Below are 21,589 nucleotides of genomic sequence, written 5' to 3' on the forward strand. Positions count from 1 at the left end.
GCCGGGCCGGCACCTCCGCCTCGACCCGGCAGCGTTCATCAAGGCGAATATGCGCCTTGTCCCGGTACCAGCGCTTCCCGAAATCCAGCTGTACACCGCTCACCCGGGCAGCGGCTTGAGACGCCTCGTCGACCCTGAAGAGGATGGCGATGAGACGCGGGAACCGCAGCCGCCCTACTGGGCCTATGCGTGGGCCGGCGGCGCCGTGCTGGCGCGCTACATCCTCGACCATCCGAAGATCGTGGCCGGCCGCCGCGTGCTCGACCTCGGAGCCGGGTCCGGCCTTGTCGGCATCGCCGCCGCGAAAGCCGGCGCGCGTGAGGTGATGGCCGCCGAGATCGACCGCAACGGCATCGCCGCGCTGGCGCTGAACGCAGCGGCCAATAGCGTCACGATCACGATGATGGGGGACGACATCACCACCGGGGCACCGCCCGCCGTGGACCTGGTGCTCGCCGGCGACGTTTTCTACGGTCAGAGTGTCGCCCTGGGGATGATGCCTTTCCTCGACCGCTGCCTCGCCGCCGGCATCGAGGTGCTGGTCGGCGATCCGGGCCGGGCCTATCTGCCGCGCTCGCGGCTGCGGCTGCTTGCCGAATACAAGGTGCCGGATTTCGGCGAGGCGAAAGACGCCGCGCTGAAGCCGAGCGCTGTCTTTCGCCTCCAGACCGAACAGTACGCCGGCCTGCCGATCAAGCCGTCTCCTTGACCCGCGCCGAAAGGAGATCCGGCAGGTCGGCAACCGAATCCAGGACGAGGTCGGCGATCTCGGCCAGCGATTCGCGGGTGCCGGTGCCGGAAAGCACGCCGACCGCGAGGCCGCAGCCGCCGGCACGCGCCATTTCGAGATCGTGCCTGTTATCGCCGACCATGGCGATCTCCGCCGGCTTCAGCCCGGTAAGATCGCAAAAAGCCTGGATGGTGTCGGGAGCTGGCTTGGGGTTGGCCACCGCGTCATAACCATAGGCGGCGTCGAACAGTTGCGCGACGCCGAGCGTGACCAAGGTCTTCTCCGCCCCGGTGGTCGAATCGTTGGTGGCGACGCCAAGCCGGTAGGATCGCTTGTGCAGCAGAGCCAGCGTGTCGACAATGCCGGGCAGCGCCACCGCCATCGCCGAGCCCTGCACCGAGGTGATCTCGTTGAAGCGGGCGACGGCAAGCATCTGATCCTCGTTGGACAGGCGGGGAAACCACAGTTCGACAACGTCGAGATTGGTGCCGGAGGCAAAGATGGAATCGGGTTTGAAGCGCCGGTTGGCGAAATCGAAGCCGGCGGCCGCGAGCAACCTGTCGGCCTTCCAGCGGTCGCCCTCGGCTGCGTCCATGGCCATGAAATCGGCCACGCCGAGCCAGGTCGCGTTGAAATCGACAAGTGTCCCGTCCTTGTCGAACAATATGCCCTTGATGTCTGCCAAACTTTTCACTCCGAACCACGCAATTGGTGGATGTATCCCACAAGGCCAGCGGTCGACGCGTCGCGCTTGGCGGCACTTTCCGTGCCTTCCACGACAGGCAGGAGGCCGGTGGCAAGTTCCTTGCCGAGCTCGACGCCCCACTGGTCGAAGGAGTTGATGTTGAACAGCGTTCCCTCGACGAAGACGCGGTGTTCGTAGAGCGCGATCAGCCGGCCGAAGGTGCGCGGGTCGAGCTTACGGTAGAGGATGGTCACCGAGGGCCGATTGCCCGAGAAGACACGATGCGGCGCGATACGGTCGACGTCGGCCGGCTTCATGCCCTTGGCCAGCATCTGCGCGCGCGCCTCCTCCAGCGTGCGGCCCTTCATCAAGGCTTCCGACTGCGCCAGGCAGTTGGCGAGCAGCAGGTCATGCTGGTGCTTGAGATCAGGCTCGTGGCCGACGGCGGCGGCGAGGAACTCGACCGGGATCAAATCGGTGCCCTGGTGGAGCAGCTGAAAGAAGGCGTGCTGCCCGTTGGTGCCCGGCTCGCCCCAGACCAGCGGCCCGGTCGGCGTCGTCACCGCAGTGCCCTCAAGGGTGACGCTCTTGCCGTTCGATTCCATGTCGAGCTGCTGCAGATAGGCCGGCAGCCTGGACAAACGCTGGTCGTAGGGGATGACCGCGCGGGCCGGGTAGCCGCAGATCACGCGATGCCACCAGCCGACAAGCCCCAGGAGCGCCGGCAGGTTCTTCCGGAGCGGCGCGGTGCGGAAATGCTCGTCCATCTCGTGTGCGCCGTCGAGGAAGGCGCGGAAATTACGCCGGCCTATGGCGATCATGACAGGCAGGCCGATCGCGCCCCACAGCGAATAGCGGCCGCCGACCCAGTCCCAGAAGCCGAAGACGCGATCCTGCTCGATGCCGAACCTGGCCACCAGGTCGAGCGCGGTCGAGACGGCAGCGAAATGCTTGCCCACGGCCTCCTTGCCCAAAGCCTTCTCCATCCATTGCCGCGCGGTCTGCGCATTGGTCATCGTCTCGACCGTGGTGAAGGTCTTGGAGGCGATGATGAACAGCGTGGTTTCGGCGGACAATCCCTTCAGCGTGTCGTGGATATGGGCGCCGTCGATGTTGGAGACGTAGTGCGCGCGCGGGCCGTCATGATAGGGGGCGAGCGCCAGCGTCGCCATGGCCGGACCAAGGTCCGAGCCGCCGATGCCGATATTGACGATGTCGGTGATCTTCTTGCCGGTGGCGCCTGTCGCCTTGCCGGAGCGGATGGCATCGGCGAAGGCGCCCATGGCCTCGAGCACGGAAATGACATCGGCCTTGACGTCCTGGCCGTCGACCGTGACACCCTTGCCGCTGAGGTTTCGCAGTGCCGTGTGCAGAACGGCGCGGTCTTCGGTGACGTTGATCTTCTTGCCGGCGAACATGGCGGCGCGGCGGCCTTCGAGATCGGCGGCGGCGGCGAGCTTTTCCAGGATATCCATGGTCGCCGCGTCGACGGCGCATTTCGACCAGTCGAGCAGGAGATCGCCATCGGTGGTGGAGAATGTCTTGAAGCGCTGCGGATCGGCGGCGAAGACCTGGCGCATGTCGCCAGGTGCGGCGGCGCGATGATCGCGCAGGGCGGCAAGCTGTTTCTGGAAGGCTGACTGATCCACTGGCGGGGGACTCCTGGCGTTTTGGACGCACCATATCAGACCGGATGTTTCCGGCGCGTGTCGTCGCGCCGAAACTATTGAGCCGAATTCCATGCGGTCAATACGCGGCGATGACGCAGCGCATCACGATGCGATGACACAATGTATCAGCAGGTATCGAGCAGCGAGGCGCCAGCGTCCTGTGTTTCGGGCCTGAAGGATCACTGGCATAAATCCCAAAGATCAGAAAAATTGATTGGCGCAACCCCTTGTGCCACGGCTACGTTCGGCTGGTCCAGCCAAGCGAAAAAAGCTGGCCATCGAGGAACATCTTCCATGCCACAGAGAAACGACACGGCGATATGGTCCGGCCTGTTCCGGATTTCGGCTGAATCCGGCCAGACCCTGCAGGCGCAGATCCGCCAAGCCATCGTGGCCGCCATTCTCGACCGCCAGATCGCCGCTTCGATGCCGCTTCCCTCCTGCCGGATCCTGGCCGAAAAACTCGGCGTGGCGCGCGGAACGGTGGTGCTGGCCTTCCAGCAGCTCGTCGACCAGGGTTTCCTGGTGGCGCGCGAGCGGCGCGGCCATTTCGTCAATCCGGACGTGCTGGCGACACCGGCCAAGCCGCACCAGAAGGCGCCCGACCAAGCCAATGAGATCGACTGGAAGGCACGCCGGCAGATCGCCGCCAGCGACATGCCGCCGCCGGCCAAGCACGAGAACTGGATCAAGTCGTCCTACCCCTTCGTCTACGGCCAGTTCGACCCGGCGCTGTTCCCGACCGCCGAGTGGCGCGAGTGCAACCGCATGGCGCTGGCCGTGCTGGAGATCCGCAACTGGGCGTCCGACATGGTTGACCGCGACGATCCGCTGCTGATCGAGCAGATCCAGGCCCGGCTGCTGCCCAGGCGCGGCATCTTCGCCAATCCCGACGAGATCATCGTCACGCTGGGCGCCCAGAATGCGCTCTACATGCTCGCTTCGCTCTTGATGACCAAGGGCTCGAAAGTGGCGATGGAAGATCCGGGCTACCCCGACGCGCGCTCGATCTTCCGGCTCGCCGGCGCCGACATCGAGCCGGTGCCGGTCGACCAGTCCGGCATCGTAACCTCTTCTATTCCCAATGATTCCGGCTTCGTCTTCGTCACGCCGAGCCATCATTGCCCGACCATGGTGCCGTTGTCGGCGGAGCGGAGGCAGGATCTTCTGGCGCGCGCCAACCGGCACAACCAGATCATCATCGAGGACGGCTATGACAGCCAACTTCTCGACGAGGCGCCTCAGCAGGCGCTGAAGAGCCTCGACCGCTCCGGCCGTGTCGTTTATGTCGGCTCGATGTCGAAGACGCTGGCCCCCGGTCTGCGGCTTGGCTACATCGTGGCCTCGGCTGGACTGATCGCCGAGCTCAGGGCACTGCGGCGCTTCATGCTGCGCCATCCGCCGGCGAACAACCAGCGCGCCGTGGCGCTGTTCCTGTCGCTCGGCCATCACGAAGCACTGGTGCGGCGGCTGTCGAGCGCCTTCGACGAGCGGCGCAAGCGTCTGGTCCATGCGATTTCCGCCTTCTTGCCGGAGTGGCGCTCGACGGATTCGGCCGGCGGCACGTCGCTTTGGCTGGAGGGGCCACGCGGCACCGATTCGCGCGGTTTGGCCGAGGCCGCGGCCTCGCGCAGCGTCATTATCGAGCCGGGCGACCGGTTCTTCGACCGCACCGAAAAGCCTTCGCGTTTCATGCGGTTGGGCATTTCCTCGATCGCGCTGCAGCACATTGAGCCCGGAATCCGGGAACTGGCTACCGCTGCTGGCCGCAGGCCCGCAGCCGCCTGATTCCACTGACCGGAGCCGCGCAATAGCGGCTTCGGCTCCTTTAGCTCTGGCATATGCAACCGGACCGGCTGGCTCATAGGCTGTACCAATGCCGGCGGCATAGTCGTGGCACAAAGGGGAAGAAGCAGCCGATGGTGGACCAACCGCCGCGCTGTTTCTCGTGAAAGGTGGAGTGCTTCGATGTCTGTGGTTCTTGAAAAGCAGGAAGCGGCAGCGGATCAACGCTCGCGCCGCTCCGGCGGACGCGAAGCGCGCCGCGCGATGCGGGCAGCGCCATTGGCCGACGACATCAAGCCGGTGCGCGCCGGGCTTGAGGGTGGCAGCTACGGACCACTCAAGGGCAATGATCGCGAGCGCATCCACGAAGCGGTGCTGACGCTTCTGGAGACAGTCGGCTTCGCCAACGCCATTCCCTCCTGCATCGAGGCGCTGACCCAGGCCGGCGCCACCTATGGCGACGATGGCCGCATCCGGTTCCCGCGCGCGCTGGTGCTCGAGACGATCAAGAAGGCGGCACGGAATTTCACCTTGCACGGCCAGGATCCCAAACACGACATGGTGATCCAGGGCAAGCGCGTGCATTACGGAACGGCCGGCGCCGCGGTTCATCTGGTCGATGTCGAGAAGCGCGAATATCGCGAGTCGCTGCTGCAGGACATCTATGACGCCGCCCGCATCGTCGAAGGGCTCGACAACATCCATTTCTTCCAGCGGCCGATGGTGCCGCGCGACATTCCCGATCCGCTCGAAATGGACTTCAACACGCTCTACGCCTGCGTGATGGGCACGTCCAAGCATGTCGGCACCTCGTTTACGGTGCGCGAGAACGTGCAGCCGGCGCTCGAAATGCTCTATGCCATTGCCGGCGGCGAGGAGAATTTCCGCGCCCGGCCGTTCGTGTCGAACTCGAACTGCTTCGTCGTGCCGCCGATGAAATTCGCCGAGGATGCCTGCGGCGTGCTCGAGGCCTGCGTCGAGGGCGGCATTCCGATCCTTCTGCTGTCGGCGGGACAGGCCGGAGCCACGGCACCGGCGGCGATTGCCGGCGCCGTGGTACAAGCGGTCGCCGAAGTGCTGGCCGGCCTGGTCTATGTCAATGCCATCAAACCAGGACATCCGGCGATCTTCGGCACATGGCCCTTCGTATCGGACCTGCGCACAGGCGCCATGTCGGGCGGCTCCGCCGAGCAGGCCGTGCTGACCGCGGCCTGCGCTCAGATGGCGCAATTCTACGATTTGCCGGGCGGTTCAGCCGCCGGCATGACGGATTCGAAACTGCCCGACATCCAATCCGGCTATGAAAAGGGCATCACCGACGTGATGGCGGGCCTTGCCGGGCTTAACCTGGTCTACGAATCGGCCGGCATGCATGCCTCGCTGCTCGGCTTCTGCCTTGAAAGCCTGATCATCGACAACGACATGCTCGGCCATTGCCTGCGCTGCGTGCGCGGCATCGAGGTGACCGACGAAGCGCTGTCGATCGACACCATCGCCGATGTCTGCCTGAAAGGCCCGGGGCACTATCTCGGCAACGAACAGACGCTGCGACTGATGCAGACCGAGTATTTCTATCCTGCCGTCGGCGACCGCTTTTCGCCGAAGGAGTGGAACGAGAAGGGTCGGCCCGACATCCTGCAGCGCGCGATCATCGAGAAGAAGCGCGTCCTTGCCGAACGCTTTCCGCGCCATGTGCCGAAGCTGCTCGACGACAAATTACGTGCCCGCTTCGGCGACATGATCAAGCTGCCGCGCGGCGGCATGGGCGGTTAAGCCCGCTCCCCGTCAAACAATCTAGTCGGCAGCCAGCCCGTAGCGTTCGACGACTTCGGCGTTGATCAGCTTGGCGTGCAGTGCCATCAGCACGATCCGCGCATCGAAGCTGTCGCCAGTTTCGAGAGCCGCCTCGATCCGGCGCTCCGCGTCGAGCCGCTGTTGCGGACCTTGCGCACGCTCGAAGGTTTCCGGTCCGGCGATGCAATAGCTGAACAGGTTCGCCACCTGCGGATAGGCCTGTGGTGGCGGCTCCTCGGGCCAGTGGTCCTTCATCAGATTGACGATGGTGAGTTTCACCCCTTCGGAGACGAGGGCGGGATGCAGGTCGGCACCACGCAAGGCGGCATCGAGCTGCCGCAAATCACCCGAGCGGCCGAACATGCCGAGAAAGCCGAGGGAGGAGCGTCGTCCCGCCATTGATGGTCCAATCCGTTTTCCACCAGTTAGGTGGTTCGGAAGCGGAATACAAAGGAAGCGGAATATCTAGTTGCCCGCCGCCAACAGCAACACGCCGGCAAGAGCACACCCCGCAAGCGTCGGCAGCACACCGGTTTTCAACTTCAGGATGGCGACCATGGCGGCCAGGGAAAGCAGCGCGGCTCGCCAGTCGATCGACGAAAGCACCGGCACATTCATGCCAAGGCCCCTCATCTGCACCTCGCGGAAGACGACGTGCAAGGCAAACCACAGAGCAAGGTTCATGATGACGCCGACAACAGCGGCGGTGATCGCGCCTAGTGCGGCCGACAACACCTTGTTGCCGCGCAGAGCCTCGATATAGGGCGCGCCGAGGAATATCCAGAAGAAGCAGGGCGCGAACGTAACCCACAAGGTCAGCAGCGCTCCAAGCGATCCGCCGAGCAACGGGTTCAGCGAGCCGGCGTGGCGAAACGCGGCGATGAAGCCGACAAACTGCAAAACCAGAATGAGCGGCCCCGGCGTGGTTTCGGCAAGCCCGAGGCCATCGACCATCTCGCCGGGCGCCAGCCAGCCGAACGATTCGACGGCGGCCTGTGCGACATAGGCAAGAACCGCATAGGCGCCGCCGAAGGTGACGACCGCCATGAGGCTGAAGAACCCGCCGATCTGCGTCCACACGCTGCTTGTACCGGTGAGCGCCCAGAGCAACAGAACCGGCCCGAGCCAGATCGGCAGCCAGATCGCGACGGTGCGCGGCGCATGCCATCGTGTCGGCCGGGTGTGAGCCAGTTCGCCGCGTTCGAACATCAGGTCGACCGCGCCCCTGATATCGGGAGTGTCGTTCTTGCCGTTCGCCGCACCGGAAAACCGGGCCGGCGCGACGCGGTTTCCCAGCCATCCCACCAGACCTGCAATCAGCACGATGAGCGGGAACGGGATGCTGAGCACATAGATGCCAAGAAATGCGCAAACCGCGATCGCCACCATCACCCGGTTCTTCAAGGCGCGGCGGCCGATGCGGATCACCGCCTCCACGACAACGGCGAGCACTGCCGCCTTAACACCGAAGAACAGCGCCGCGACGAGCGGCACATCGCCATAGAGCGCATAGAAGATGCTCAAGGCGAGCATGACGAGTGCGCCGGGCACCACGAACAGGACACCGGCGACAAGGCCGCCGATCGTCCTGTGCAGCAGCCAACCGATATAGATGGCGAGCTGCTGGGCCTCGGGACCGGGCAGCAGCATGCAGTAGTTCAAGGCATGCAGGAAACGCTGTTCGCCGATCCACCGCCTCTCCTCGACCAGCTCCTTGTGCATGAGCGCGATCTGCCCCGCTGGCCCGCCGAAGCTCAGCAATCCGATCTTTGCCCAGAGTTTCGTGGCTTCGCGGAAGCTCGGGACCGCCGGCGCCACGACGATGTCGAGCTCTTTCCCCGATATGAGGCTGCTCATGACGGCTTCACCCCACCCGGCCAGTTGTGCGTCTCGTCGGTGGCGTCGCGGCACCAGCGGAAGAACGCGTCATAGAGCATCATGCCGGCGTCCAGCTGCTCCAGATCGTCGCGGAACATGCGTGACAGACCAAGCGAGGCGGCGAGAAATCCGGCGGCCTGGGGAGCCAGGTCAAGGCGGGCGGTGTCGGCCGCGCGCACGATCGTGGCAAGGCGATCGAGCGCCTGGGATTCCAGCCCGAACTCCTCGATCATCGCGTCGAACGTGCAGCGTTCGCCACGATGGCTCCAGAATACATTGTCGATGTCGAAGGGCACGGCCTGAAAGCGGTCGGCGACAGCAGGCACTTCGGCCGCCTCGACAAAGAGAAAGACCGCATGCGGATCGATGAAACGCCGGATCAGCCAGGGGCAGGCGATGCGGTCGATCTTGGGGCGAGCCCTCGTCACCCAGACGGTGCGGCCTTTTTCATCGCGGGACGGTATCTTGTCGGAGCGGACCAGAAGGCCGCCGGCATCGCGCCAGGCCTCGAAACCGCCTTCGAGGGATTCGGCGGCAACGCCTTGGTGCCGCAGCCAGGCGGCCACGCCCTGCGAGAGCTTTTGCCCCTTCTGGCAGACGACGGCCACTTGGCTGCCGGCAAGGTCGGCTGCCCAGGCCGAGACGGTTTTGAAGTTGCGCCGGTGCGAGGCCGGCAGCAGGCGCGGATCGGCGTCGTAATCGTCATCGATGCGGACATCGACGACCACAGGTGCGCCGGGCAGACCAATCAGACGGGATAGTTGCTGTACGGTGATAGCGGTTGTTGACGGCATGGCGTCCACCTCCTGAACAGAGAAGCCTGGACGCGAACATTGGGCTGACGCCTCACGGGGTCGTCGCGATGCACCCCTTGGCATGATCGTGGAATTGTTGGGCAGGCTTGTCAAGGACCGAGCGTTCCCGGCCTATGGCGGGGGACCGGTGGCCTGATCGATCAAACCGCCGGTGTTCGCCCATTCATCATCTGTGACCAGCCAGGAATAATCGATGACTATTCCGAGGAATAATCGATGATTATTCCGGGAATAATCAGTGATTGTCGCGAGGCACACCCATGGTGTGCGCGACATCCTGGTATTTCACCGCCGGCTTCAGCACCATGCCGGCCGAGAACTGGTCGACCATACCGCGCTGGATCTCCTGCCATGGCGTCTGGTGCTGGGGATAATGGTAGCCGCCATCTTTCTGCAGCCCGGCGCGCCGCCGCGTGATCTCGTCGTCGCTGACGAGGATGTTCGCGGTGCCTTTCCGCAGGTCGATGCGGACGCGGTCGCCGGTCTTGAGCAACGCCAAACCGCCACCGACCGCGGCTTCCGGCGAGGCATTCAGGATCGACGGCGAGCCCGACGTGCCGGACTGGCGGCCGTCGCCGATGCAGGCGAGCGCGTGGATACCCTTCTTGATAAGGTAAGCCGGCGGCTGCATGTTGACGACCTCGGCGCCGCCGGGATAGCCGACGGGACCGGCGCCGCGCATGAACAGGATGGTGTGCTCGTCGATGCCTTGCGCCGGGTCGTCGATGCGGGCGTGGTAATCCTCCGGGCCATCGAAGACCATGGCGTTGCCCTCGAAGGCTTCCGGATCATTCGGGTTCGACAGATAGCGCTCGCGGAATTCCGGCGAGATGCCGCTCATCTTCATGATCGCCGAATCGAACAGATTGCCCTTGAAGTTGATAAAGCCGGCATTGGCCTTCAGCGGCTCGGCCATGGTGCGGATGACGTCGGTGTTCTCGTTGGCGACGCCCTCACAGTTGGCGCCGATCGACTTGCCGTTGACGGTCAGGGCATCGGGATGCGGCAGCATTCCGGCCTTCATCAGTTCGGCCACGACCGCCGGCACGCCACCGGCGTGGTGATAATCTTCGCCGAGATATTCGCCCGACGGCTGCAGGTTGACGATGAGCGGCACGTTGAGGCCGACCTTCTGCCAGTCGTCATTGTCGAGCGGTACGCCGAGATGGCGGGCGATCGCGTTGAGATGGATCGGCGCGTTGGTGGAGCCGCCGATCGCCGAATTGACGACGATTGCGTTTTCGAAGGCCGCGCGGGTCATGATGTCGGACGGTTTCAGGTCCTCGTGCACCATGTCGACGATGCGCTTTCCCGTCTCATAGGCGATCTGGCCGCGCTCGCGGTACGGCGCCGGGATGGCGGCCGAACCGGGCAGCTGCATGCCGAGCGCCTCGGCCAGCGAATTCATCGTGGTGGCGGTGCCCATCGTGTTGCAGTAGCCCGTGGACGGCGCCGAGGAGGCGACAATGTCCATGAACTCGTCATAGTCGATCTCGCCGGCCGACAGGCGCTGGCGCGATTCCCAGACGATGGTGCCCGAGCCCGTGCGCTTGCCCTTATGCCAGCCATTGAGCATCGGGCCGACCGACAGCGCGATGGCCGGGATGTTGACGGTCGCCGCCGCCATCAGCAAGGCAGGCGTGGTCTTGTCGCAGCCGATGGTCAGCACGACACCGTCGAGCGGATAGCCGTAGAGCACTTCGACAAGGCTGAGATAGGCAAGGTTGCGGTCAAGGGCCGCGGTCGGCCGCTTGCCGGTCTCCTGGATCGGGTGACAGGGGAATTCGAAAGGAATGCCGCCCATCGAGACGATGCCTTCGCGCACGCGCTTGGCGAGCTCGATGTGGTGCCGGTTGCAAGGCGAGAGATCAGAGCCGGTCTGGGCGATGCCGATCAGCGGTTTGCCCGACGTCAGCTCGGCGCGCGTCAGCCCGTAATTCAGGTAACGCTCGAGATAGAGCGCCGTCATACCCGGATTGTCGGGATTGTCGAACCACTCCTGCGAGCGGAACTTTTTCTTTTTCGTGGGGGCGCCGGCCATCATGGTCTCCGTATTTGTATGACAAATCGATATGACAACGCGCGGATGCAGGCAAGGGGCACGCGTGATCTGAATCCGGACTTTGGTGCGATAGACAGCTATCGAACCGCGCGCTACGACCAATCCGACATTGGCGATGGGGGAGGTTTAGATGGCTTTGGTGATCGAGGGCGAGGAACGTATCGCCGCACCCGTGCAGAAAGTGTGGGAAGCGCTGAATGACCCAATCGTCCTGAAGGACGCCATTCCGGGCTGTCAGAGCCTGGAAATGAAATCGGCGACCGAGATGGCGGCAACGGTGGTGCTGAAGATCGGTCCGATCAAGGCGACCTTCAACGGCGAAGTGACGCTCAGGAATCTCAAGCCGCCGCATGCCTATACCATCCAGGGCGAAGGCAAGGGTGGCATTGCCGGCTTCGCCAAGGGCGGTGCCGACGTCACCCTCACCGCCGACGGGCCGGACGCGACGGTCCTCAAATATGCGGCCAAGGCAGAAGTCGGCGGCAAGATCGCGCAGCTCGGCAGCCGGCTGATCGAATCGACCTCGAAGAAACTGGCCGGACAGTTCTTTTCGGCATTCGGCGAAAAAGTGGGCGGCTGATCCTTGAGGGGTCACTCAAACACGATGTTTGGCACCGCCGCTTCGGCCGCGCCGCGTTCGTCATTGACCCTGTCCCAAACCTTGGAAGCGATATCGCGATAGATTTTCGCTTCGGCGCCATCCGGTTTCGAGACGACCACCGGCGTGCCGGCGTCCGAGCTTTCGCGAATGCCCATTTCCAGCGGCACCTCGCCGAGGAAGGTGACGCCCAGCCTCTCGGCCTCGCGGCGCGCGCCGCCATGGCCGAAAATATCGTAGCGCTTGCCGGTGTCAGGGGCGAGGAAGTAGCTCATGTTCTCGACAATGCCGAGCAGCGGCACATCGACTTTTTTGAACATATTGAGACCTTTGCGGGCGTCGATCAGCGCCAGGTCCTGTGGCGTCGAGACGATGACCGCGCCGGCCAGCGGCACCTGCTGGGCCATGGTGAGCTGGGCATCGCCGGTGCCGGGCGGCATGTCGACGACAAGCACGTCGAGCCGCCCCCATTCGACTTCGCGCAGCATCTGGGTGAGCGCCGACATCACCATCGGCCCGCGCCAGATCATCGGCGTCTCCTCATCGACGAGGAACCCCATCGACATCACCTTGAGGCCGTAATTCTCCATGGGTTTCAGGATCTTGCCGTCGACCGTCTGCGGCCGGCCATGGATGTTGAGCAGCCTGGGCATCGACGGGCCATAGATGTCGGCATCGAGCACGCCGACCCGCAAGCCGTTGGCGGCAAGGCCGAGCGCCAGATTGACGGCCGTGGTCGACTTGCCGACGCCGCCCTTGCCCGAAGCAACCGCGATGATCGCCTCGATGCCGGGGACGCCGCGCTTGCCATGGCTCTGAGAAGCAGGAGCATGCGGAGCCGCCCGCGGTGCGGCGGCGGGCGGAGCCGGCCTGGGTGCGGGACGCGATGGAACCGGCGCCTCCATGCCGCCGCCTTTCTTTTCAGCCGTCAGCGCGACGACCGCACCGGCGACGCCGGGAATGGCCTTCACCACCCGCTCGGCGGCGGCGCGCAACGGCTCCATCTCCTGGGCCCGCGCGGCGGGAACGGTGATTGAGAAGAAGACTTTCGAATCGGCGATGAAAATCTCCGAAACCATGCCGAGATCGACGATGTTGCCGGTGAAGTCCGGCCCGTTGACGGTCTTCAGGCGCTCGACGACGATTTCCTTGGTGACGGCCATAACAATTCTTCCTCGGCTTAAGGTGCTGCTCACATAGTGCAGATCGGCGGCTGGTCCAAGCGCCACGCCGCGACATCACCGGGCCAGGCTGAGCGCCAGGTAGGTGAGAGCGGAAATCGCCGCCGTCGCGGGCAAGGTCACGACCCAGGCGACGACGATGTTGCCGGCGATGCCCCAGCGGACTGCGGAAACCCGGCGGGCAGCGCCGACTCCGATGATGGCACCGGTGATGGTGTGCGTGGTCGAAACCGGGATGCCGAGCCAGGTGGCGGCGAACAGGGTGATCGCGCCGCCGGTCTCGGCGCAGAAGCCCTGCATCGGATTGAGGCGGGTGATCTTCGAGCCCATCGTGTGGACGATGCGCCAGCCGCCCAAAAGCGTGCCCAGCGCCAGCGCCGACTGGCAGGTGAGGACGACCCACAGCGGCACATAGAACGAGGTGCCGAGCATGCCTTGCGAATAGAGCAGCACGGCAATGATGCCCATGGTTTTCTGGGCGTCGTTGCCGCCATGGCCGAGCGAATAGAGCGAGGCCGAAAAGAACTGCAGGACGCGAAATGTGCTGTCGACGGCGAATGGCGTCTGGCGCACGAACAGCCATGAAACCACCAGGACCAGGAGAAGCGCCAGGACGAAACCGGTTGCTGGCGACAGCACGATCGCGGCGACAGTCTTGCCGAGGCCCGACCAGACGATGGCGCCAAAGCCCGCCTTGGCGACCCCCGCCCCGACCAGCCCGCCGATCAGCGCGTGCGAGCTGCTCGACGGAATACCGGCGATCCAAGTTACGATGTTCCAGACAATGGCGCCGACCAGGGCCGAGAAGATCACCGCCGGCGTGACGACGCCGACGTCGACGATGCCCTTGCCGACGGTCTCGGCGACATGAAGGCCGAAGAACAGGAAGGCGATGAAATTGAAGAAGGCTGCCCACAGCACCGCATAATGAGGCCGCAGCACCCGCGTGGAGACGATGGTGGCGATGGAGTTGGCAGCGTCGTGCAGGCCATTGAGAAAATCGAAGAACAGCGCCACGGCAACGAGGCCGGCGAGCAGGGGAAAGGCGATGGTCGCTTCCATCGCCTAGACGTTCTCGATGACGATGCCGCTGATCTCGTTGGCGACATCCTCGAAACGGTCGACCACCTTCTCGAGCTGGCCATAGATCTCCGAGCCGATCAAATAGGCCATCGCGTCACCGCCATTGTGGCGCTTGAACAGGTCCTTCAAACCCTGCTCATGCAGGTCGTCGGCCCGGTCCTCGGCACGCATGACCTCCTCGGCGAGTTCATTGAGGCGTGCGCTGTTGGCGCCGACCTTGGCGAGCAGCGGGATCGCCTCGGCGACCAGCTTGGCAGCATCGACGATGACGCCACCCATTTCCTGCATCAGCGGATCGAATTCGCGCTTTTCGAACAGCCGCACCGTCTTGACGGTCTTGTGCATCGTGTCGATGGCATCATCCATCGACTGGATCAGATCCTTGATGTCGCCGCGGTCGAAAGGCGTGATGAAAGACCGCCGCACCGCAAGCAGCACCTGCGCGGTTATGTCGTCCGCCTCGTTTTCGAGATCGATGATCTCCCGGCACCTGCGTTCGATATCCTTGCCCTGGAGAAGCAGCTGGAGTGCCTCGGCGCCGGCGACCACGGTACGGGAATGCTGTTCGAACAGGTCGAAGAAGCGATCTTCGCGCGGCAACAGCTTGCGGAACCAGCCCAGCATGTTCGTCCCTCCCTGCGCACCAGTTGCATCCACATAGCGCCGCACGCGCCCGCAGGAAACAGTAAGCCGGCTGAAAGATGTAGATCGGCGCCGTTTGAAGTCACAACTTGGAGCAACGCGCATGTCATTGACGCTCGTCAAGCGGCTGGGCGACCCTACTTCAGCAATGGCACGTTCGACGCGGACAGGTTCAATGACGAGGGAACAATCAGGAAAGGAGACGATCATGCTTGAAAACAGCAACGCAACGGCCAATCTCGCGGTCAGGGACCTGGCCAAGGCAAAGGCTTTCTATGCGGGAACGCTCGGCCTGAAACAGGTGCACGATGAGGGCGGCGAACTGATCGTGTACAAAAGCGGCAACACCACCATCAATGTCTATCGCTCCCAGTTCGCCGGAACCAACAAGGCGACAGCGGTGACGTGGACGGTCGGCGACGCGATCGGCACTGTCGTCGCCGCGCTGAAATCGAAGGGCGTCGTCTTTGAACACTACGAGATGCCGGGTTTGACGCTGGAAGGCGATGTCCATGTCGGGCAGGGTATGAAGGTCGCTTGGTTCAAGGATCCGGACGGCAACATCCTGAATCTCGTCGACAGGTAGTTTTTTGCGATTGCGCAACGGTTGGGGGGCACGATTGTTAGCTGTAGCAGCAACCATCTGGCGCGGTGCGGCTGCGCCGGTTAGCTTCACCTATGATCGACAAGCTGGAATTCTTCATCGCACTGGCCAAGGAGGAGCATTTCGGCCGGGCGGCTGAAGCGTGCGGGGTTACGCAGCCGACCCTGTCGGCCGGGATCAAACAGCTCGAGGGCCAGCTCGGCGTCATGCTGGTCAATCGCGGCTCGCGCTTTCAGGGGCTGACGCCGGAGGGCAAGCAGGTGTTGGTCTGGGCGCGCCGCATCGTCGGCGACTCCAGGACCATGCGCGAGGAGATGCGCGCCGCCCGCCACGGCCTTTCCGGCCGCATCCGCATTGCCGCTATCCCGACAGCGTTGGCCATGGTGGCCCGATTGACGACGCCCTTTCGAGACAAGCACCCCGGTGTCACTTTTTCGGTGCTGTCGCGAACCTCGATCGAAGTGCTGTCGCTGCTCGGCAATTTCGATGTCGATGCCGGCATCACCTATCTTGACAACGAGCCGCTCGGGCGGGTGACCAGCGTGCCGCTTTATGACGAGCGCTACCAGTTGATCACCGCTATCGGCAATCCCTATTCGGACCGCGACAAAGTGACATGGGCGGAGATCAGTCATTTGCCGCTGTGCCTGTTGACGCCGGACATGCAGAACCGCCGCATCATCGACCAGCACCTGGCGGAAGCCGGCGTGCAGGTGCGGCCGACGCTGGAATCGAACTCGATGATCGTGCTGTTCTCGCACATCCGGACCGGCAAATGGTCGTCGATCATGCCGCTCAACCTTGCGGAAACATTCGGTTTTTCCGAACCGATCCGTGCCATTCCGATCGTCGAGCCCGATGCCAGCCACACGGTAGGGCTGGTCGCCGCGCCGCGTGAGCCGCACACGCCGCTGGTGCAGGCGCTGCTGGACGAGGCGATGGCGCTGGCAGACGATTTCCGCGCCCACCGCTAGGCTAGAGAATTGAGGCGGAAGAGCTTGATAGAAAATTTCTATCGAGCAACGGATCAGCTTTATTGATTTCAGGGGTTTCCTCTGATTTTGTAAAGACTTAGCGACAAAGCCATCGACCAGGGAGGGCGCTGCGTGACGATGCAGCCAGCAAGTACCGAGATCGCATCCCGCACGGCGGCGATTGTCCAGGAGTTGAAGGATCTCGAAGGTCCGCTGCTGCCGATCCTCCACAATATCCAGGAAGAATTCGGCCACGTCCCGCAGGACGCCGTGCCGGTCATCGCCGATGGGCTGAACCTCTCCAGGGCCGAGGTGCACGGCGTCGTCACCTTCTATCACGATTTCCGTTCGCGACCGGCCGGCCGGCACGTGCTCAAGCTCTGCCAGGCGGAAGCCTGCCAGTCGATGGGTTCGGACGCGGTCGCCGCCAGAGTCAAGCAGTTGCTCGGCATCGATTTCCATGAGACCACGCGTGACGGATCGGTTACGCTTGAGCCAGTCTATTGTCTCGGCCTGTGCGCCTGTTCGCCGTCGGCGATGCTGGACGGCGAGGTGATCGGACGGCTCGATGATGACAAGATCGACGAGCTCGTCGCCGAGGTGCGCTCATGACCCCCCGCATCTACATTCCCGGCGATTCCGGCGCGCTGGCGCTGGGCGCGGAAAAGGTCGCCAAAGCGATCGCAAATGAACTTGCCGAGCGCGGCATCGAGGCCAAGATCGTGCGCAACGGCTCGCGCGGCGCCTATTTCCTCGAACCGATGGTCGAAGTGGCGACAGCCAATGGCCGCGTCGCCTACGGGCCGGTGAAGCCGTCGGACGTGAAGAGCCTGTTCGACAGCGGCTTCCTCAAGGGCGGGCATCACAAGCGCTGGCTCGGCGCGCCCGACAAGATCCCGTTCCTCGCCAAGCAGACACGGCTGACCTTCGCGCGCTGCGGCATCAACGACCCGCTGTCGCTTGACGCCTACAAATCGCTCGGCGGATTGAAGGGCCTGCAGAATGCGGTGGCCATGGCGCCCGCCGACATCGTCAAGCAGGTGACCGACTCCGGCCTGCGCGGCCGCGGCGGCGCGGGCTTTCCGACCGGCATCAAATGGAAGACGGTGCTCGATACGACATCGGAGCGCAAATACATCGTCTGCAACGCCGATGAGGGCGACAGCGCCACCTTCGCCGACCGCATGATCATGGAAGGCGACCCCTTCGTGCTCATCGAAGGGATGGCAATCGCCGGCATCGCCACCGGCGCGACCAAGGGTTTCGTCTACATCCGCTCGGAATATCCGCACGCGGTGGCTGTCATGAACAAGGCCGTCGAGATCGCCCGCAAGGCCGGTATGCTCGGCGTCAATGTGCTGGGTTCGCCCAACGCCTTCGACATGGAAATCCGCGTCGGCGCCGGTGCGTATGTCTGCGGCGAGGAAACCTCGTTGCTCAACAGCCTGGAAGGCAAGCGCGGGGTGGTGCGCGCCAAGCCGCCGCTGCCCGCGATACAAGGGTTGTTCGGCAAGCCGACGGTTATCAACAACGTCATCTCGCTGGCTTCCGTTCCTGTTATCATGGACAAGGGTGCCGCCTTCTACAAGGATTTCGGCATGGGCCGCTCACGCGGCACGATCCCGATCCAGATCGCCGGCAACGTCAAGCAAGGCGGCCTGTTCGAAACCGCTTTCGGCCTGACGCTGGGCGAGATCGTCGACGAGATCGGCGGCGGCACGTCCACCGGACGCCCGGTGAAGGCGGTGCAGGTCGGCGGCCCGCTCGGCGCCTATTTCCCGCGCGCCTTGTTCGACACGCCGTTCGACTACGAAGAATTCGCCAAGCGCGATGGACTGATTGGCCATGCCGGCATCACGGTTTTCGACGATACCGCCGACATGCTGAAGCAGGCACGCTTCGCCATGGAATTCTGCGCCATTGAAAGCTGCGGCAAGTGCACGCCTTGCCGCATCGGCTCGACGCGGGGCGTGGAAACCATCGACAGGCTCGCCGCCGGCATCGAGCCGGAGAAGAACCTCGCTCTGGTCACGGACCTCTGCAACACGATGAAATTCGGTTCGCTCTGCGCGCTGGGCGGCTTCACGCCCTACCCGGTGATGAGCTCGATCACGCACTTCCCCGAGGATTTCAAGCCCGCGCCAGCGCGCGTGGCTGCTGAATAGGAGCTGGCAGATGAACATCAAGGCCGACTTCCCGACGCTCATCGAAGAACTCGATTACGGAACTCCGGAGTCGAAGGCGCAAAAACAGGTCACGCTGACCGTCGATGGCCGCAGCATCAGCGTGCCGGAAGGCACGTCGATCATGCGGGCGGCGATGGAGGGTGGGGTGGAGATCCCAAAACTCTGCGCCACCGACATGCTGGATTCGTTCGGTTCCTGCCGCGTCTGCCTCGTCGAGATTGACGGGCGCGGCGGCACGCCGGCTTCCTGCACGACGCCTGTCGGCGAAGGCATGGTGGTGCGCACGCAGTCGGACAGGCTCGACGCCATCCGCCGCGGCGTCATGGAACTCTACGTCTCCGATCATCCGACCGGCTGGAACGAGAAGGCCGGAACCGGCGCCAGCGAGTTCGATGTGGTGGCGAAGTCCGTCGGCCTGACCGAAAATCGCTACGGCGTCGAGGGCCGCAACCACGTCAAGGAAGAAAGCGGCGTCGCGCCGGGCCATGGCTCGCTCGCGGTCGATTACATCGCCCGCGATGAATCCAACCCCTATTTCACCTACGATCCGGCGCAGTGCATCGTCTGCTCGCGCTGCGTGCGCGCCTGCGAGGAGGTGCAAGGCACTTTTGCGCTGACCATAGAGGGCCGCGGCTTCGAATCGCGCATGGTCGCCGGCATGCACGAGGATTTCATCGCTTCCGAATGCGTGTCCTGCGGCGCCTGCGTGCAGGCCTGCCCGACCGATGCGCTGCGCGAGAAGACCGTGCTCGAAAAGGGCCTGCCGGAGCGCTCCGCCGTCACCACCTGCGCTTATTGCGGCGTCGGCTGCTCGTTCAAGGCCGAAGTGAAGGGCGACGAGGTCATCCGCATGATGCCCTACAAGGAAGGCATGGCCAACCACGGCCATTCCTGCGTGAAGGGCCGCTTCGCCTATGGCTACGCCACCCACAAGGACCGCATCCTGTCGCCGATGATCCGCGAAAAGGTCAGCGATCCCTGGCGCGAGGTGAGCTGGGAAGAGGCGATCGCCCACACGGCCAAGGAATTCCGCCGCATCCAGTACCAGTACGGCCGTACCGCGATCGGCGGCATCACCTCCTCGCGCTGCACGAATGAGGAAACCTATCTCGTCCAGAAGCTGGTGCGGCAGGGCTTCCGCAACAACAATGTCGACACCTGCGCGCGCGTCTGCCATTCGCCGACCGGCTATGGGCTCGGCCAGACCTACGGCACCTCGGCCGGCACGCAGGATTTCGATTCCGTCGAATTCACCGACGTCGCCGTCATCATCGGCGCCAATCCGGCGTCCGCGCACCCGGTGTTCGCCTCGCGGCTGAAGAAGCGGCTGCGCCAGGGCGCCAAGCTGATCGTGCTCGATCCGCGCCGCACCGAGATGGTCAAGTCGGCCCATGTCGAGGCGGACTACCATTTGCCGCTGAAGCCCGGCACCAATGTCGCCGTGCTGACGTCGCTGGCACATGTCATCGTGACCGAGGGTCTTTTCGACGAAGCCTTTATCCGCGAGCGCTGCGACTGGGCGGAATTCCAGGACTGGGCGTCCTTCGTCGCCCTGCCGGAGAACAGCCCCGAAACCGTCGGCAAGTTGTCCGGCGTCGATCCCGAGCTGATCCGCGGTGCCGCGCGCCTCTACGCCAAGGGCGGCAATGGCGCGATCTACTACGGCCTCGGCGTCACCGAGCACAGCCAGGGCTCGACCACGGTGATGGCGATCGCCAATCTCGCGATGGCCACCGGCAATATCGGCCGCCCGGGCGTCGGCGTGAACCCGCTGCGCGGCCAGAACAACGTGCAGGGCTCGTGCGACATGGGCTCGTTCCCGCATGAACTGCCGGGCTACCGGCACATTTCGGGCGACGCGGTGCGCGACATCTATGAGAACCTGTGGGGCGTGAAACTCGACGACGAACCCGGCCTGCGTATTCCCAACATGCTGGATGCGGCAGTCGACGGATCGTTCAAGGGCATCTACATCCAGGGCGAGGACATCCTGCAGTCCGATCCCGACACCAAGCATGTCGCCGCCGGCCTTGCCGCGATGGAATGCGTGGTCGTGCACGACCTTTTCCTCAACGAGACGGCGAACTACGCGCACGTCTTCCTGCCGGGCTCGACCTTCCTCGAGAAGGACGGCACCTTCACCAATGCCGAGCGCCGCATCAACATGGTGCGCAAGGTGCTGGAGCCGAAGGCGCGCTACGCCGATTGGGAGGCGACGCAGGAGCTCGCCCGCGCGATCGGTCTCGACTGGAACTATACGCATCCGTCCGAAATCATGGACGAGATCGCCAAGACGACGCCAAGCTTCGCCAACGTCTCCTTCGACCTGCTCGACCGCGTCGGCTCCGTGCAATGGCCCTGCAACGACAAGGCACCGCTCGGCACGCCGATCATGCATGTCGACGGCTTCGTGCGCGGCAAGGGCAAGTTCATCCGCACCGAATATGTGGCGACGGACGAAAGGACCGGACCGCGCTTCCCGCTGCTGCTGACCACCGGCCGGATCTTGTCGCAGTACAATGTCGGCGCGCAGACACGGCGTACCGAAAATGTCATGTGGCACTCCGAGGACCGGCTGGAAATCCATCCGCATGACGCCGAAAACCGCGGCCTGCGCGATGGCGACTGGGTCCGGCTGACCAGCCGTTCGGGCGAGACGACGCTGCGCGCGCTGATCACCGACCGGGTGTCGCCGGGCGTGGTCTACACCACCTTCCACCATCCCGACACGCAGGCCAACGTCATCACCACCGACTTCTCCGACTGGGCGACCAATTGTCCGGAATACAAGGTGACCGCGGTGCAGGTCGGCGCGTCCAACGGCCCGTCCGAATGGCAGCGCGACTATGACGAGCAGGCCAAGCAGAGCCGCCGCATCGCTCCGCTGCAGGCGGCGGAGTAG

At 64.1% G+C, this 21,589-nt stretch carries 18 protein-coding genes; 9 read left to right on the forward strand and 9 right to left on the reverse strand.

From position 1 onward, the window contains the following. Positions 1–49: 49 nt before the first annotated feature. On the forward strand, positions 50–709 hold the full coding sequence (locus tag FJ492_RS26290; protein ID WP_140509227.1) for a 50S ribosomal protein L11 methyltransferase: 660 nt from the start codon (positions 50–52) through the stop codon (positions 707–709). On the opposite strand, the gene FJ492_RS26295 is transcribed toward FJ492_RS26290, so the two are convergent. Together FJ492_RS26295 and pgi are read right to left on the reverse strand one after the other, a co-directional pair. After that, the gene (locus FJ492_RS26295) at positions 693–1,415 is read right to left on the reverse strand and encodes an HAD family hydrolase (RefSeq protein WP_140509225.1); all 723 of its coding nucleotides are present in this window, start codon (positions 1,413–1,415) and stop codon (positions 693–695) included. The genes FJ492_RS26290 and FJ492_RS26295 overlap by 17 nt on opposite strands. A 5-nt stretch (positions 1,416–1,420) precedes the next feature. Further along, on the reverse strand, positions 1,421–3,064 hold the full coding sequence (gene pgi, locus FJ492_RS26300) for a glucose-6-phosphate isomerase (protein ID WP_140773066.1): 1,644 nt from the start codon (positions 3,062–3,064) through the stop codon (positions 1,421–1,423). Positions 3,065–3,379: 315 nt separating this feature from the next. Here pgi and FJ492_RS26305 point away from each other — a divergent pair, with 315 nt between their 5' ends. After that, a complete protein-coding gene (locus FJ492_RS26305; protein ID WP_015314107.1) occupies positions 3,380–4,873 on the forward strand; it encodes a PLP-dependent aminotransferase family protein in 1,494 nt (497 codons plus the stop codon). Between the two features lie 180 nt (positions 4,874–5,053). After that, positions 5,054–6,643, forward strand: coding sequence for a trimethylamine methyltransferase family protein (locus FJ492_RS26310; RefSeq protein ID WP_140773068.1), 1,590 nt, complete (start codon positions 5,054–5,056; stop codon positions 6,641–6,643). A 21-nt stretch (positions 6,644–6,664) separates the two neighbouring features. Here FJ492_RS26310 and FJ492_RS26315 read toward each other — a convergent pair whose 3' ends face one another. From FJ492_RS26315 to FJ492_RS26330, 4 genes are all read right to left on the reverse strand, one after another. Beyond that, positions 6,665–7,063, reverse strand: a complete 399-nt coding sequence (locus tag FJ492_RS26315; protein WP_140716575.1) for a hypothetical protein — start codon at positions 7,061–7,063, stop codon at positions 6,665–6,667. Positions 7,064–7,129: 66 nt separating this feature from the next. Then, a complete protein-coding gene (chrA, locus tag FJ492_RS26320) occupies positions 7,130–8,521 on the reverse strand; it encodes a chromate efflux transporter (protein WP_140773070.1) in 1,392 nt (463 codons plus the stop codon). Continuing rightward, positions 8,518–9,336, reverse strand: a complete 819-nt coding sequence (locus FJ492_RS26325; protein ID WP_140509216.1) for a sulfurtransferase/chromate resistance protein — start codon at positions 9,334–9,336, stop codon at positions 8,518–8,520. The genes chrA and FJ492_RS26325 overlap by 4 nt, the downstream gene beginning before the upstream one ends. Before the next feature lie 256 nt (positions 9,337–9,592). After that, positions 9,593–11,398, reverse strand: coding sequence for an IlvD/Edd family dehydratase (locus FJ492_RS26330; protein ID WP_140773072.1), 1,806 nt, complete (start codon positions 11,396–11,398; stop codon positions 9,593–9,595). A 151-nt stretch (positions 11,399–11,549) separates the two neighbouring features. Here FJ492_RS26330 and FJ492_RS26335 point away from each other — a divergent pair, with 151 nt between their 5' ends. Next, entirely contained in the window at positions 11,550–11,999 is a 450-nt protein-coding gene (locus FJ492_RS26335) for a carbon monoxide dehydrogenase subunit G (protein WP_140509213.1), read from the forward strand. A gap of 11 nt (positions 12,000–12,010) precedes the next feature. Here FJ492_RS26335 and FJ492_RS26340 read toward each other — a convergent pair whose 3' ends face one another. The 3 genes from FJ492_RS26340 to FJ492_RS26350 form a co-directional block, all read right to left on the reverse strand. Then, positions 12,011–13,180 (reverse strand): Mrp/NBP35 family ATP-binding protein, encoded by a 1,170-nt coding sequence (locus tag FJ492_RS26340; protein ID WP_140773074.1) that lies wholly within the window; start codon positions 13,178–13,180, stop codon positions 12,011–12,013. A gap of 75 nt (positions 13,181–13,255) precedes the next feature. After that, positions 13,256–14,260 (reverse strand): inorganic phosphate transporter, encoded by a 1,005-nt coding sequence (locus tag FJ492_RS26345; protein WP_027142150.1) that lies wholly within the window; start codon positions 14,258–14,260, stop codon positions 13,256–13,258. Between the two features lie 3 nt (positions 14,261–14,263). After that, positions 14,264–14,905, reverse strand: coding sequence for a DUF47 domain-containing protein (locus FJ492_RS26350; RefSeq protein WP_140773076.1), 642 nt, complete (start codon positions 14,903–14,905; stop codon positions 14,264–14,266). Positions 14,906–15,131: 226 nt separating this feature from the next. Here FJ492_RS26350 and FJ492_RS26355 point away from each other — a divergent pair, with 226 nt between their 5' ends. From FJ492_RS26355 to fdhF, 5 genes are all read left to right on the forward strand, one after another. Continuing rightward, positions 15,132–15,509: a VOC family protein gene (locus tag FJ492_RS26355; protein ID WP_027142152.1), complete on the forward strand. Its 378-nt coding sequence runs from the start codon at positions 15,132–15,134 to the stop codon at positions 15,507–15,509. 92 nt (positions 15,510–15,601) lie between these two features. Continuing rightward, positions 15,602–16,501: a LysR family transcriptional regulator gene (locus FJ492_RS26360; RefSeq protein ID WP_140509206.1), complete on the forward strand. Its 900-nt coding sequence runs from the start codon at positions 15,602–15,604 to the stop codon at positions 16,499–16,501. 132 nt (positions 16,502–16,633) lie between these two features. Then, a complete protein-coding gene (locus FJ492_RS26365) occupies positions 16,634–17,113 on the forward strand; it encodes a formate dehydrogenase subunit gamma (RefSeq protein ID WP_140509204.1) in 480 nt (159 codons plus the stop codon). Beyond that, positions 17,110–18,666 (forward strand): NADH-quinone oxidoreductase subunit NuoF, encoded by a 1,557-nt coding sequence (locus FJ492_RS26370; RefSeq protein ID WP_140773078.1) that lies wholly within the window; start codon positions 17,110–17,112, stop codon positions 18,664–18,666. Before FJ492_RS26365 ends, FJ492_RS26370 begins: the two co-directional genes overlap by 4 nt. A 10-nt stretch (positions 18,667–18,676) precedes the next feature. Beyond that, complete coding sequence (gene fdhF / locus FJ492_RS26375) at positions 18,677–21,589, forward strand: formate dehydrogenase subunit alpha (protein ID WP_140773080.1); 2,913 nt, start codon at positions 18,677–18,679, stop codon at positions 21,587–21,589.

The organism is Mesorhizobium sp. B2-5-4 (genome assembly GCF_006441095.1).
GTDB lineage: Bacteria > Pseudomonadota > Alphaproteobacteria > Rhizobiales > Rhizobiaceae > Mesorhizobium > Mesorhizobium salmacidum.